At 64.2% G+C, this 14,939-nt stretch carries 10 protein-coding genes; 4 read left to right on the top strand and 6 right to left on the bottom strand.

Going from position 1 to position 14,939, the window contains the following annotated elements; genetic code table 11:
* Window positions 1-274: 274 nt before the first annotated feature.
* From AC24YW_RS33925 to AC24YW_RS33910, 4 genes are all read right to left on the bottom strand, one after another.
* On the bottom strand, window positions 275-1,999 hold the full coding sequence (locus tag AC24YW_RS33925) for a methanol/ethanol family PQQ-dependent dehydrogenase (protein WP_487486797.1): 1,725 nt from the start codon (window positions 1,997-1,999) through the stop codon (window positions 275-277).
* A 130-nt stretch (window positions 2,000-2,129) separates the two neighbouring features.
* Window positions 2,130-2,783 carry a QcrA and Rieske domain-containing protein gene (locus tag AC24YW_RS33920; protein ID WP_487486768.1) on the bottom strand — a complete coding sequence of 218 codons (654 nt, stop codon included), beginning with the start codon at window positions 2,781-2,783 and terminating at the stop codon, window positions 2,130-2,132.
* Window positions 2,784-3,020: 237 nt separating this feature from the next.
* Window positions 3,021-3,485: a group III truncated hemoglobin gene (locus tag AC24YW_RS33915; RefSeq protein ID WP_487486767.1), complete on the bottom strand. Its 465-nt coding sequence runs from the start codon at window positions 3,483-3,485 to the stop codon at window positions 3,021-3,023.
* 132 nt (window positions 3,486-3,617) lie between these two features.
* Window positions 3,618-4,469, bottom strand: a complete 852-nt coding sequence (locus tag AC24YW_RS33910; protein WP_036007996.1) for a 3-hydroxybutyryl-CoA dehydrogenase — start codon at window positions 4,467-4,469, stop codon at window positions 3,618-3,620.
* Between the two features lie 304 nt (window positions 4,470-4,773).
* On the opposite strand from AC24YW_RS33910, the gene AC24YW_RS33905 reads away from it, so the two are divergent.
* Window positions 4,774-5,472, top strand: coding sequence for an ABC transporter permease (locus AC24YW_RS33905; protein WP_487486766.1), 699 nt, complete (start codon window positions 4,774-4,776; stop codon window positions 5,470-5,472).
* On the opposite strand, the gene AC24YW_RS33900 is transcribed toward AC24YW_RS33905, so the two are convergent.
* Window positions 5,446-6,255, bottom strand: coding sequence for an ABC transporter substrate-binding protein (locus AC24YW_RS33900; RefSeq protein ID WP_487486765.1), 810 nt, complete (start codon window positions 6,253-6,255; stop codon window positions 5,446-5,448). The genes AC24YW_RS33905 and AC24YW_RS33900 overlap by 27 nt on opposite strands.
* A gap of 780 nt (window positions 6,256-7,035) precedes the next feature.
* Between AC24YW_RS33900 and AC24YW_RS33895 the strand changes: the two genes are divergently transcribed.
* The 3 genes from AC24YW_RS33895 (at window position 7,036) to AC24YW_RS33885 (ending at window position 13,252) form a co-directional block, all read left to right on the top strand.
* Window positions 7,036-9,612 carry an autotransporter family protein gene (locus AC24YW_RS33895; protein ID WP_487486764.1) on the top strand — a complete coding sequence of 859 codons (2,577 nt, stop codon included), beginning with the start codon at window positions 7,036-7,038 and terminating at the stop codon, window positions 9,610-9,612.
* A 192-nt stretch (window positions 9,613-9,804) separates the two neighbouring features.
* Window positions 9,805-10,911, top strand: coding sequence for a hypothetical protein (locus tag AC24YW_RS33890; RefSeq protein ID WP_487486763.1), 1,107 nt, complete (start codon window positions 9,805-9,807; stop codon window positions 10,909-10,911).
* 331 nt (window positions 10,912-11,242) lie between these two features.
* On the top strand, window positions 11,243-13,252 hold the full coding sequence (locus tag AC24YW_RS33885) for a putative bifunctional diguanylate cyclase/phosphodiesterase (RefSeq protein WP_487486762.1): 2,010 nt from the start codon (window positions 11,243-11,245) through the stop codon (window positions 13,250-13,252).
* An 8-nt stretch (window positions 13,253-13,260) separates the two neighbouring features.
* Here AC24YW_RS33885 and hutU read toward each other — a convergent pair whose 3' ends face one another.
* On the bottom strand, window positions 13,261-14,931 hold the full coding sequence (hutU, locus tag AC24YW_RS33880) for a urocanate hydratase (protein WP_487486761.1): 1,671 nt from the start codon (window positions 14,929-14,931) through the stop codon (window positions 13,261-13,263).
* Window positions 14,932-14,939: the final 8 nt, after the last annotated feature.

Genomic DNA, 14,939 nt, shown 5'->3' with positions numbered 1-14,939 from the left:
GGTGATGCGCGTTGTTGAGCCCTCCCCCCTTGTGGGAGAGGGCAGCGACGCCAGTTGTCACAACCTCGCTTGGGGAGGGGTCTCCATCCTCGCGAACGGTCCTGCGCGTGGAAAAACCTCTCATCCGGCGCTTCGCGCCACCTTCTCCCACAAGAGGGAGAAGGGAAGAAAGCGCGCTCCTTGCCATCTCAGTTAAAACAAATGCGGCGGACGTTGCCGTCCGCCGCATTCGCCACCCCCCTGCTGCTCCGCTTCTGTCGATCCGCCCGCGGAGCTATTTCTTCAGCGCGAAGACCCAGACGACGCCGCCCTGCGGCACGTTGGCCTCGATGCCGATGTTGTTGGTCACGAGCGCATCCTGGATGCGCTGCGCGTCGACACCCCAGCCCGACTGGATCGCGATGTACTGCGTGCCGTCGATCTCATATGACACCGGCATGCCGACAATGCCGGAGTTGGTCTTCTGCTCCCACAACAGTTCGCCCGTCTTGGCGTGGAAGGCGCGGAAATAGCGGTCGTTGGTCCCTCCGACGAAGACCAGATCGCCCGCGGTCGCCGTGACCGATCCGAACAGGTGCGACTTGGGGAAGTTGTGCTGCCAGACCTTCTTGCCGGTTGCGGGATCCCAGGCCTGGAGCTCGCCAAAATGATCCGCACCCGGCTTTGTCTTCAGGCCGATGTCTTCCGGCTTGGTGCCGAGCCAGAGCTCGCCCGGCTTGAGCGGCACTTTCTCGCCGGTGAAGCCGCCGCAGAAATTCTCGTTGGCAGGCACGTAGACGAGACCGGTCCTCTGGCTGTAGGCCGCCGATGGCCAATCCTTGCCGCCCCACAGCGAGGGACAGAACTCGACGCGCTTGCCGATCACCGGCTTGTGCGCGGGATCGACGATCGGCTTGCCGGTCTCGTCGATGCCCTTCCAGACGTCGGTGAAGACGAATGGCCATCCGGCGACATAATTGATCTTGGTCGGAGTCCGCTCCAGCACCCAGAAGATTGCGTTGCGGCCGGGATGGACCAGGCTCTTGATGGTGCGGCCGTTGCGCTGCAAATCGATCAGCATCGGCGCGTCGACCTCATCCCAATCCCAGGAATCGTTCTGATGGTATTGGTGATAGGCCTTGATCTTGCCAGTGTCGGGATCGAGCGCGAGCACTGATGCTGTGTAGAGATTGTCGCCGGGATGCGAGTCGCCGGGCCATGGCGCGGCATTGCCGACACCCCAATAGATCGTCCTCGTCTCCTTGTCGTAATTGCCTGTCATCCAGGCCGATCCGCCGCCGTTCTTCCAGTCGTCGCCTTGCCAAGTATCGTGACCAGGCTCGCCTTCACCGGGGATGGTGTAGGTCCGCCACAGCTCTTTGCCCTCCTTGGCATCATAAGCCACGATATAGCCACGCACGCCGAACTCGCCGCCGGAGCCGCCGACAATGACCTTACCGTCGACGATCAACGGCATCAGGGTCAGGTACTGGCCCTTCCTGTAGTCCTGCACCTTCGTGTCCCACAGCACCTTGCCGGTCTTGGCATCGAGCGCGACCACGTGGTCGTCCGTGGTGGCGAGGTAGAGCTTGTCCTCCCACAGGCCGACGCCGCGGTTGGTCGGATGCAGTTGGAACAGATCGTCAGGAAGCTGCCGTTTGTAGCGCCAGTATTCGTCGCCGGTCTTCGCATTTAGCGCGATCACCTGCCCCATCGGGGTCGTCACGAACATCACGCCATTGTTGACGATCGTCGGCGCCTGATGGCCTTCGACCACGCCGGTGGAGAAAGTCCAGACCGGTGTGAGGTTCTTCACGTTGGAAGTGTTGATCTGGTCGAGCGGGCTATAGCCGTGCCCGTCATAGGTGCGCCGGTAGAGCATCCAGTTGTGAGGCTCGGGGTTTTCCAGCCGCTGCGCGGTGACCGGAGAATAACTCTCGATCGGACCCGATAGGGCGGCGGTCGAGGCAAGACACGTGAAGGCGACCAAGCCGGACAGTAACCATTGCTTCCTGATCATGGAAGTTTTCATGGACGTTCCCCTTTTTCATCCGCTTGAATTCTTGTTGTGAATTCTTGTCGTTCGTCCCGTCGTCCGCCCCTCGGCGGAAGCGGTTAGTCGTGAGGCGGGCCCAGCCCGCAACCGTCCATCATCCTGGCTGTGTGCCACCTACCTTTCCCATGAAATTGCCGGCGACGCTGAGCGAACCGTCAGCGAGCGCCAGCGGCAGCGCTGCAAGCCGCCGCGGCGCCGGCCCGAACACGACCTGCGCGCCCGCGCGGGGATCGAATTCGGAGTTGTGGCACATGCACTTGAACACCTCCTTGTCGCCGACATCGCTCTTCACCCAGGCGGTGACGGGACAGCCGGCATGCGAGCAGATCGCCGAATAGGCGATGATGCCGTCGACGGCGCGCGCACGGGTCTTCTCGTCGAGGTCGGCGGGATCGAGCTTGATGATCAGGATTTCGTTGAGCCGCGAGGCGCTGCGCACCACCGATGTGGTAGGGTCCTTCGGCCAGGCATGGACCGGCGGTCCGCCGACCTTGAGATCGGCCGCAGAGATGAGCTTTCCCTCCTGGTCCCCTTCGGAGAAGACGAGCAGGTCGCCTTGTCGAGGCCGCTCATCGGAGCCGGGCGGATCCTCACCGGCGCGGGCTTGGGCGGAACAGCCGAGACACGCCGTCGTCGCCAGCGCACCGAGCAGCAGGAATCGGCGTGTCTGTTCGGTGCCCGCTTCGACATCGGGTTCCGCAGCATTTTCGGAAGATGATGAATGGGTATCAAACGATGCGCGAGCCATGCCCGCTAGCAGGCGCTGGAACTCTGCCGAAAACAAGGCGAAGACTTGGCGCCGCAGTGCATCAATATGGCTTTGCTCGCTTTGATTGTGCAGGCGTAAATGCGTTCAAGCGCGTTTTCGCGATTTCTACATCGCGTTGCGCGAGTGACATGATGATTTCGCAGATCAGATCCGATGACGGAGGAATTGGTGCGACGCCACGATGCGATGCGGAATCCCACGCAGGCATCGTGTCCTTCACGACCTAAGCACGTGACGTGGCGAAGCGATGCGGCCGGCGATTGTTGCCGACGCCATCTCAAAGCTGTCGGCTATACGACGCGCCTTGTCGATGAACAGCGCAGCCGCCGCCGGCGGACAGACCTCGCGCGCGGTCTGCTCGAACAGATCGAGCCAGCGATCGAAATGGCCGCCGGCCAGGCTGAGCGGCAGGTGTGCCCGCATCGGCGAGCCATGATAGCGGCCGCTCATCAGCACGACCGACGACCAGAAATCCCTGAGCTTGGCGAGATGCTCGTCCCAGTTCTGCACGACGCCGAAGACGGGCCCGAGCAGCGCGTCTTCGCGAACGCGTCCGTAGAACCGGGTGACGAGTTCCTCGATCATCTCCTCGTTGATTCCGGTGCGCTCGATCGCATCCTGGGTCAACAGGCTCCGGCGCGCGGCCGCAGCTTCCCGCTCGGCCTTCAGTCGATCCGACATGTCCTTTGCTATCCGTTCCGTTGTTCCCGCAGGCCGCTTGTCGACATTGTCGGCCGATCGCGCGCGGCGTCTTTGTCGCAGCGCAAATTGCGGGATCTGGCGGCGGACCTGGGTCCGCCGCCAATGCCTTCATCAGGCCGAGTAAGTGTAAAAGCCCTGCCCGGTCTTGCGGCCGAGATGGCCGGCATCGACCATCTCTTTCAGCAGCGGCGCCGGCCGATATTTAGGATCGTTGAAGCCCTTGTAAAAGACCTCCATCACCGAAAGCATCGTGTCGAGCCCGACGAGATCGGCGAGCGCCAGCGGCCCGATCGGATGGTTGCAGCCGAGCTTCATGCCGGCGTCGATCTCTTCCGCCGTCGCGATGCCCTCCTGGAGCGCGAAGATCGCCTCGTTGATCATCGGACACAGGATACGGTTGACGGCGAAGCCCGGGCTGTTCTTGGCCGTGATCGCCACCTTGCCGACGCGCTTGGCGAAATCCAGCGCCTTGGCATGGGTGTCGTCCGAAGTCTGCAGGCCGCGGATGAGTTCGAGCAGCGCCATCACCGGCACCGGGTTGAAGAAGTGCATACCGATGAAGCGGTCGGGACGGTCGGTCGCGGCGGCGAGCTTGGTGATCGAGATCGAGGAGGTGTTGGTCGCGACCAGCGTGCGCGGCGACAGGGTGGCGCAGAGATCCTTCAGAATCTTGACCTTGAGCTCCTCGTTCTCGGTCGCGGCCTCGATGACGAGGTCGCAATCCGACAGCTTCGCCCGGTCGGTGGTGCCGGTGATGCGCTTGAGCGTCGCCTCGCGGTCGGCCGCCGACATCTTCTCTTTCTTGACCAGCCGCTCGAGGCTTCCGCCGACGGTCGAAAGGCCGCGGTTCACCGCCGCATCGGAAATATCGACCATTACGACCGAGAGGCCGGCGGCCGCGCAGACCTGCGCGATGCCGTTCCCCATGGTCCCTGCCCCGATGATGCCAACGGTCTGGATCATTGCGTCACATCCTTCATCCTTGCGGGCGCGCCAGTCGCAGCCCGGCTCCATTGTTCCTGCATTAGGGTCTAGCACCGCCATTGGGCCGGTGCGACCCGATCCTGTTCCTTAGCGCATCCGAGGCCGGAAGAAAGCCCGCCAGGTGCCTCGATTGTGGGTCCTTGGCCGCGTCACCGATCATCCTGAGCCCTTCTCCAACGGCTCGGCGAGGCTGCCCACCCCCTTGGCCCCTTGATTATGGCAGCGGCAGCAGCGAGAAGGGCGGCGCGGGGCTACCGCGGAACAGGGGCTTGCCCGAGACCGGATGAACGATTTCGCACGATCCATCGGTGCCGCCTTTGCGCTGATCGGCGACGCCGACACCGAACTATTGGGCATCGTCGCCCTGTCGTTGCGGGTCAGCCTGACCGCAAGCATCCTCGCGCTCCTGATCGGCGCCCCCTTTGGAGCACTGCTTGCGATCACCCGCTTCCGGGGACGCCAAATCATCATCATTCTGACCAATGCCCTGCTCGGCCTTCCGCCGGTCGTGGTCGGGCTCGCGCTCTATCTTCTGCTGTCGCGGTCCGGCCCGTTCGGGGCGGCGGGCTTGTTGTTCACGCCGGGTGCCATGGTGATCGCGCAGACGCTGCTGGCAACGCCGATCGTGGTGGCGCTGGTGCACCGGCCGGCAAGCCTGTTGTGGGCGGAGTATGGCGACTTGGCGCGGATCGACGGGCTGTCGGCCCTGCGCAGCATGGCCCTGCTGTTCGCTCTCGGCCGGACCTCGCTGCTGACGGCCTTTCTCGCCGCGTTCGGGCGCGCCATTGCGGAAGTCGGCGCCATCATCATCGTCGGTGGCAACATCCGCGGCTTCACCCGCACGATGACGACGGCGATCGCGCTGGAAACCAGCAAGGGCGAGCTGCCGCTGGCGCTCGGACTCGGGCTGATCCTGCTCGCGGTCAGCGTCGCGGTTTCGACCGTCGCCTTCGTCCTAATTGGGCGCGTTGGGGAAAAATAGCTGCTCGCCGCCGACCTTGTACCCCGCGATCGCTTGCTGCCCTTGCGGTGAAACCAGCCAGTCGATGAAGGCCTGTCCCTCCTTCGCCTTGACGTTCGGATGCTTTGCGGGATTGACCAGCATGATGCCGTACTGGTTGAAGAGCCGCTTGTCACCCTCGGCCAGGATGGCGAGTTCGCCACGGTTCTTGAACGACAGCCAGGTGCCGCGGTCCGACAGGAGATAGGCGTTCGACGACGAGGCCATGTTCAGCGCCGGGCCCATGCCCTGGCCGATCTCCCGGTACCAAATGTCCTTGCCGGCACTGAGGTCGACACCGGCCTCCTTCCATAGCCTCAGCTCGGCCGCATGCGTGCCGGACTTGTCGCCGCGCGAGATGAACGGCGCTTTCGCCGTCGCGATCTTGCGCAGCGCCTCGGCCACGTCCTTGCCGCCCGAGATCTGCGCCGGATCGCTCTTGGGGCCGACGACGACGAAGTCGTTGTACATGACGTCGAAGCGCTTCACGCCCTGCCCTTCGGACATGAACCTGTCCTCGGCGGGCCTGTCATGGACGAACACCACGTCGGCATCGCCGCGCCGCCCGATGTCCAGCGCCTGGCCGGTGCCGACGGCGACGACCTTGACACCGATGCCCGCGGCCTTCTCGAACAGCGGCAGCAGATGACCGAACAGCCCCGACTGTTCCGTCGAGGTGGTCGAAGCCACGGTGATGGTGCGATCCTGTGCGGATGCGATGGTGGACCAGAGCAGAACCGCTCCGATGGTGACAAGCTTCCTCATGCGACGTCCTCGGCCAGGCAATGACGGTTCTTGAATAGCGGCTCGCGACGACGACGGGAACCCCAAGCCTGGATTGCAACGAGAGTTGATGCGCGCGGTGCACCTCGTCTGGCAGAAAAAGCGCGCCGGCACGGGCTAGGCGCGCCCGCAAACAAAACTGAAAAAACAACCTCATGCACAGTAGCGATGGGGTTGAAAGGGTTGAGCAATTTCGGTATTGCCGAAGTCTCGCTTGCGGCGTCGGGCAAAACAGGGGTATTATGGCATCATCGGCTGCTGTGCGGGTTGCGTAACTCGGGCGGATGCGGGTGCCCTTCACCTTTTCTCCACGCGCGGTCGCATCCTCCCCTGGAGGGCGCGGCGAGTCTCGGCTCGCTTCCTGCTCGGCGCACGCTATGAAGCGCGCGCAAGATCGCGGGTCGCAATCCTGCAACATGCCGTCACGCGCATCCAACAGATCTGGCGTGGTTACTGCTCCACTAATTTCGACGACCTGACGTTGCACCGGAAACACACTGCACATCGTTCCCGATGCGCGGCAATGATCTGCATTGACCGGTCACCGGCAGTCACATACCGTAACAATCACGATCCGCTGTCGATGATGCTTGGCAATCTGCCGTCCGGGGCACAGCAGCAAGACAACAAGGGCTGTGCGCCATGCGCGAATGCATCGGGGCTGTGGCGTCTTCACGACAATCAAGCGACGATCAGGGCAGACATCCACATCGCCCTTCGTCCTTCGGAGGCAAGCGATCTGCGTTCCTTCGCCTGCTGTCAATGAGCGCCTCGGCGGCCGCGCTCTCGATGCTCTTGCCGGACGCAACAGCGGCGCAGACCTGGACCGGTGCGACCAGCAATGACTGGACGGTGGGCACGAACTGGACGGGCGGAACTCCCCCGGTTGCCGGGGGCACCGTCAACATTGCGCCCGGTTCAACCGTGGTCCTCGGCGTCAACCCTGGCGCGGTCGGTGCGACCGGCAACATGACTGTTCGCACGACAGCCGGCGCCACGACGAGCCTCACGATCCAGAACGGCAGCACGTTGACGAGCACTGGCAGTGTTTCGATGAGCGATCTCGCAGGTGGTACAGCCATCATCACAGTGACGGGGGGAGGCTCGCGGTGGAACACCACGGCGGTGACCGTCGGCACCTCCGGCACAGGTATCGTCAACATTACGGACGGCGCGACCGTCGTCGCGACGAATCGAATCATCCTCGCCACGCCAGCCGCCGGACGCACAGGCATTCTCAACATCAGCGGCGGCACGCTGCAGACGGGCAGCGTTTCGGTCAACAGTGCAGCCAGTCAGGCGACCTACGACAACGCCGTCGTGCGCGCGATAACCAACCATGCGAGCTTCTTCGGCGGAACAGTCAGCCAGCACAGCATCGCCGCAGGCGGGCTGACATTCGACACCAACGGGTTCAACGTCGGCACGCTCGGATTCAGCGGCATCGGCGGGCTCACGAAAACAGGCGTCGGGACCTTCACATTGGGTGGCGCGAGTACGTTCACCGGGCAAACGGTGATTCAGCAAGGCACGCTCGCGCTAGCGGGCGCCGGCTCCGACGATGCACTCGCCAATTCAAGCCGCATCGTGGCCAACACGACCTTCGACATTTCGGGCATCGTCGGCACCTCCCACATCAGGAGCCTGGCAGGAACTGGCACGGTCGCACTCGGTACGAAGGCGCTGGCGATCACGAATGCAACTGACACGTTCGCGGGCACAATCAATGGCACAGGCGGCCTGACGGTGACAGGTGGCGTGCAGACGCTCTCCGGCGCCAACGGCTACACCGGCGCAACCACCATCGCCGGAGGCACGCTGCGCGCCGGCGCGGCGGGCGCCTTCAGCGCCGCGTCCGCCTATGTCGCGGCCGCCGGCGGAACATTCGACCTCGACGGCTTCAACCAGACCATCGCATCGCTGGACAATGCCGGCCTGGTGCGAACCGGCGGCGCGCCGGGGACGACGCTGACGGTGACCGGCAATTACACCGGCAACGGCGGCACGGTTCTGCTCAACACCGCGCTCGGCGGCGACGGCTCGATCACTGATCGACTGGTCGTGCAGGGCGCCACGTCTGGCACATCGACCCTTCGCATCGCCAATATCGGCGGCAGCGGTGGACAGACCGTCGAGGGCATCAAGGTGATCGATATCGCCGGCGCATCGAACGGCACCTTTACGTTGCAGGGCGACTACGCCATCGGCGGCCAGCAGGCCGTCGTCAGCGGTGCCTATGCCTATACGCTACAAAAGAACGGGATCAGTACCCCGGCGGACGGCGATTGGTATCTGCGGTCCAGCCTGATCAATCCGTCGGCATCGGTGCCCGCCGGACCGCTCTATCAGGCCGGCGTTCCCCTGTACGAGAACTACGCACAGGTGCTGCTCGGCATGAATCAAGCGCCGAGCCTTCGAGAGCGCGTCGGCAACCGTTACTGGGGCGGCAGCGAGGCGATGGCGCGCGCGGGAATCGATACCGCGCAGGCCACGGACGGCTCATGGACGCAATCGGCATTCTGGGGCCGCATCGAGGGCGGGCAGTCCAAGCTGCGGCCGTCCAACACCATGGGATCGACCTATGATTCCGACGAGATGAAAGCGCAGGCCGGGCTCGACGGCGTCGCACTCGACAACGCGCGCGGCCGGCTGATCGTCGGCCTCACGGCGCAATACGGCCTGACCACGGCCTTCGTCAATTCAGTGTTCGGCAACGGCCGCATCCGTGCACAAGGAACGGGCGTCGGCGCCACCGCGACCTGGTACGGCCATGATGGCTTCTATGTCGACGGACAGGCGCAGACCATGTTCTACCGTAGCGACCTGTCATCGGCGCTTGTGGGCAGCATGACGCATGGCAATGAAGGCTTCGGATACGGCTTCAGTGTCGAGGGCGGCAAGCGCATCGCGGTCGGCAACGGCTTCTGGCTGGCGCCGCAGGCGCAGCTTGCCTATTCAAAGGTCGGCTTCGATGCCTTCACCGACCGCTTCGGCGCGCTGGTCTCGCTTGGCAATGCCGACAGCCTGCTCGGCCGTCTCGGGCTGTCACTCAATCATCAGCGCACCTGGAACGACGGCACGGGCATCGTCCACTCCGACCTCTACGCCATTGGCAATCTGCACTACGAGTTCCTGGGCGGCACCAGAATCGATGTCGCCGGCACCGGATTCGCGAGCGGCCACGACCGCCTGTGGGGCAGCATCGGCGGCGGCGGCACTTATAGCTGGGCGAACGGCCGCTACGCCGTGTTCGGCGAGATCACCTACCGCGCGAGCGTCGATGATCCCGCTGACAATCACGGCTACAGGGGCACCGGCGGCTTCCGCATCGTGTGGTAAGCTTGCACGCGTGATCTCGATCCGATTGCGCCGCCATATGCGCAGCGGCCGCGCGGATGTTCTGCAATTGGTCCTGCCTCCGTTGACACGGATGTGACGGCCGGGGCAGGTTTTCACATTGCTGGCGAATCAGCGAATGCCTCACGCCGAGTACATCTTGGACAACTCCCAGTGCTTTCGAGACTGATATCGTTGCTGCGCCGCATCCCTGCGGTGAACTGGGCGTTTTCCCGAATCCGGCCTGTGCCGCAGAGCGGCAACCTCAATGTCGCGCCGACCGTCACGGACGCTTCGCCCGCCATCATCGAAGACGTCGCGGTCCCGCCTCAAGCTCGAAGCGCCGAGATCAGCACCGCTTCGGTGCGCGACGACGCTACCCCCGCCACCCAGGCTCCGGTCGCGGAGAACAATGCGGCTGTGTCTGTCGTCGCGGAGAATCCGTCCGACGAAATCCGTATCAGCGGGACCTCTTCTCCGGAGGCGGTACCGGAAATCGAGGCGCCCGCGACGCCGCCAGCCTCCGAGGAGGTGCTGGCTGCATCAGCCGGCGCGGAGAGTGAGCCAGTTGCAGATCCATCGCCTGCTGAGATTCCTGCAGAGATCGACTCCGCCATCCTAGAAGAGGTTGTGGTTTCGTCAGCGGACGTCGCGACCGCCCTGACTGATGTCCCTGATGTCATCATTGAGGCGGCCTCCTCGGCCGACGTTTCCGCCGCCGTCGATCCGGTCGCCGTCGAAGAAGTCGAGCTTCTCTGTGCCGCGGCCGATAGTGTCACGACTGATGTCTCTGAAGCCGGTGCCGAAAGCGAACCGGCGCCCGATGTCGAAAGCCCGCAAGTCCCTACAAACGATGTTCCGCTCGCTGCGGCGACTAGCGACTCCTTGAGCGGCGTCACCGACATCGAGCCGGCTCCGGCCCTCGCATCTCCTTCTTCCGAACTCCGCCGCGTACCGAAGGCTCGCGCGAGAGTCGCGGAGCCCGCCGACCGCGCCGCGCTGATCCGGCAGCGCTGGGCGGAGAGCGGAATCAGGATGTGGAATCCACGGCTGCACGGCACCGGCGAAGCCGCGCTGAACATCCAGGGAAGCATCGGGCTGCTGCCCCCGGTGCCCGGCGAGACGATGCCGCGCTACGACAAGCTGGAATTCAGGATGCTCGGCGGACAGATCGTCTGTGAGGGCGTGATCGTCGAGGCCCCCGTTCAGGCGGGCCATCGGAGTTTCACGCGGCTAGCCGAGCTGCGGACCAGCGAGCGCGTCCGCGAACCGGCGCGCGAGCGCCAGGCCGTTCTCGCCTGATCCTTTCCTCTGCGACGACCGTGGCAATGTGCCAGGCTGATGTCCCGACATCGGAGATCGCAGATGCGCGCTCGCCGCGGGCAAGCGGCCTCATCGCCGACACGATGGTTAGCAGATGGTAGCTGCGGCGATTTCGATCGATGTGTGCCTGAGACGTGCGCACGCTGCGGCCGGACATCCTTAACGGGACCTCACCAATGCACGCGACCCGAAAGTGCCGAGGCAGCGCGCAACCAGTGCTGGCCTGCCCGGGCCGGAATTGATCTAACGCGCCCTTTACCCGTGCCGTGCAAGATTGCCCCGTTTTCAGGGATCCGGGGCTCGTATTTCAATGCCTATTGCCGATGTGAAATCTCATCTTGCTGCCGCGATGCGATTGTTTCGCGTTCCTGCCGACAATCCGGACCTGACGCGCGCGCAGTTCGACGCCTTCTCCAAGCAGATCCCGCTGCTCTACTTCATCCTCATCAGCAACACCATTGCGGTCGCCTACACCTATGTGAACGTGGCGCCGGACTGGCTGACGATGATCGTGCCGGCCGTGCTGACGGTGCTCGCGGGCTTGCGGACCTTTTGGTGGCTACGCCAGCGCCGGCTGGTGCGCAGCGACGCCGACATCCTGCGCAATCTGCGGGCCACCAACTGGCTGACCCTGCCGGTCGGTGCCGGCTTCACCGCCTGGTCGTTCGCGCTCTACCCCTACGGCGATCCCTTCGCCAAGAGCCAGGTCGCGTTCTACATGGCGGTCACCGTGATCGGCTGCATCTTCTCGCTGATGCATCTGCGCTCGGCGGCGCTGATCGTGACGCTGATCGTCGACGTGCCCTACGTGCTGTTCTTCTTCGCCACGGGCGAGCCGACACTGAAGGCGATCGCGGTCAACAACCTCCTGGTTTCCGCCGCAATGGTGACGGTGCTGTTCATCTACTATCGCGACTTCGCCGATCTCGTCGCCAGCCGCAAGTCGCTGCTCGCGCAACAGGCGGCGACGCAGGCGCTCTCCGACGAGAACTTCCGCCTTGCCAATCTCGATTCCCTCACCGAGCTGCCGAACCGCCGCCGCTTCTTCGCCGAGCTGTCGAGCGCCTTCACCGATGCCGAACGCCGGAAAGTTCGAATCGCGGTCGGCATCATCGATCTCGACGGTTTCAAGCCGATCAACGACAATTACGGCCACTCGGTCGGAGACCGCGTCCTGATCGAGGCCGGCCGGCGCATCCGCGAGGTCTGCGAGGGCTTTGGTCCGCAGCGGGTCGAATTCGCCCGACTCGGCGGCGACGAGTTCGGCTTGGTCGTTTGCGGTGACGCCGACGATGCGGACCTGCTACGGCTGGGCCAGCGCATCGGCGACCAGGTCAAGCTCCCCTACCAGCTCGACACGGCCCATACCGGGCTGTCCTGCTCGATCGGTTTTGCGTCGTTTCCCCAATCGGCAACGACCGCGGAAGCACTCTATGAGTGTGCCGACTATTCGCTCTATCATGCCAAGCGCCATCTGCGCGGCCGTACCGTGATCTTCTCGAGCGAGCTCGAGGCCGAGATCCGCAGTCGCGGAGTCATCGAGAACCTGCTGCGCACCGCCGATTTCAATACCGAGATGGACCTGGTGTTCCAGCCGATCGTCGATGCCATGAGCGAGCACACTGCCGGCTTCGAAGTGCTGGCGCGTTGGCGCAGCGACCGCCTCGGCCTGGTCTCTCCGGCCGATTTCATTCCGGCCGCCGAGCGCATCGGGCTGATCCGGCCGCTGACGCAAGCGCTGCTGGTGCGCGCACTCGCCATCGCCAAGACATGGCCCGATCACATCCGTCTGTCGTTCAACCTCTCGGCCCACGATGTCTGCGCGGCGGAAGGCATCCTGCCGCTGATCTCGATCATCGAAAAGAGCGGGCTGCCGCCGCACCGGATCGATTTCGAGATTACCGAGACCGCCGTCACCTTCGACTTCGTCCGCGCGCAGCAATCGATCGCGACGCTGAAGGCAATGGGCTGCGGCATTTCGCTGGACGATTTCGGCACCGGCTATTCGTCGCTGAGCCACGTGCACCGGCTGCCACTCGACAAGATCAAGATCGACCGTAGCTTCGTTTCCGACATCAACCACAATCCCGTCAGCTATAAGATCATCAAATCGCTCACCGGTCTCTGCGACGACATGGAGATCGCCTGCGTCGTCGAGGGCGTCGAGACGCGTGCTCAGCTCGACACCTTGCGCCGCCTGGGATGCGACTTCATCCAGGGTTACTATTTCGCCAAGCCGATGCCGGCCGATGCGATTGGCGACCATCTGGCGAAGGAGAGCCGGCGCCTGGACGGCACCGGGGCCAAGGTCGTGGCCTAAAGCCTCGCCTATTTCGCCAGGCTCGGCAGATCGAGCCCCTTGTCGCGGGCGCATTCGACCGCGATGTCGTAGCCTGCATCGGCGTGGCGCATGACACCGGTGGCGGGATCGTTCCACAGCACGCGCTCGATCCGCTTCGCAGCCTCGGGCGTGCCGTCGGCGACGATCACCATGCCCGCGTGCTGCGAATAGCCGATGCCGACGCCGCCGCCATGATGCAGCGACACCCAGGTCGCTCCGCTGGCGCAATTGAGCAGCGCATTGAGCAGCGGCCAGTCGGACACGGCATCCGATCCGTCCTTCATCGCCTCGGTCTCGCGGTTGGGGCTCGCCACCGAGCCGCTGTCGAGATGATCGCGGCCGATCACGATCGGCGCTTTCAATTCGCCGCGCGCCACCATCTCGTTGAAGGCAAGGCCGAGGCGATGGCGATCGCCGAGGCCGACCCAGCAGATGCGTGCGGGCAGGCCCTGGAACTTGATGCGCGCCTTCGCCATGTCGAGCCAATTGTGCAGATGCCTGTCGTCAGGCATCAGCTCCTTGACCTTGGCATCGGTCTTGAAGATGTCCTCGGGATCGCCCGACAGCGCGGCCCAGCGGAACGGTCCGACGCCGCGGCAGAACAGCGGGCGGATATAGGCGGGCACGAAGCCGGGGAAATCGAAGGCGTTCTTCAGGCCCATATCCTGCGCCATCTGGCGAATGTTGTTGCCGTAGTCGAGCGTCGGAATGCCCTGGGCGTGGAAATCCAGCATGGCCTGGACGTGCTCGACCATCGAACTCTTCGAGGCGCGCTCCACGGCCTTCGGATCGGACGCGCGCCTGGCTTCCCATTCGGCAAGCGTCCAGCCCTTCGGCAAGTAGCCGTTGATGGGATCATGCGCGCTGGTCTGGTCGGTGACGATGTCGGGCTTGACGCCGCGGCGCACCAGCTCTGGGAATATCTCCGCAGCGTTGCCGAGCAGGCCGACCGAGACCGCCTTGTTCGTCTTCGCGGCGTCCGCCATGATCGCGAGCGCTTCATCAAGGGTCGCGGCCTGCCGGTCGAGATAACCGGTCCTCAGGCGCATCTCGATGCGGCTGGGCTGGCATTCGACCGCGAGCATCGAAGCGCCGGCCATGGTCGCCGCCAGCGGCTGCGCACCGCCCATGCCTCCCAAGCCGGCCGTGAGAATCCATTTGCCGGCTAGGCTGCCGCCATAATGGCGGCGGCCGACCTCCACAAACGTCTCGTAAGTGCCCTGCACGATGCCCTGGCTGCCGATATAGATCCAGGAGCCCGCCGTCATCTGGCCGTACATCATCAGGCCCTGGCGATCGAGCTCGTTGAAATGATCGAGCGTCGCCCAATGCGGCACGATGTTGGAATTCGCGATCAGCACGCGCGGTGCATCGGCATGGGTGCGGAACACGCCGACCGGCTTGCCGGACTGCACCAGCAGCGTCTGGTCGGCTTCGAGCTTGCGCAAGGCCGCAACGATCCGGTCAAAACTCTCCCAGTCGCGCGCGGCCCGGCCGATGCCGCCATAGACGACGAGCTCGCTCGGGCGCTCCGCGACGTCAGGATCGAGATTGTTCATCAGCATGCGCAGCGGCGCTTCGGTGAGCCAGCTCTTGGCGCTGATGTCGCTGCCGCGGGGTGCGCGGATGGTGCGGTCATTGTCCAGTCGGCGGTTCATGTGGGCCT

It is taken from the genome of Bradyrhizobium sp. USDA3516, assembly GCF_057651995.1.
The sequence above is the reverse complement of the archived record's forward strand: the minus strand, read 5'-3'. Positions and strand labels throughout refer to the sequence as shown.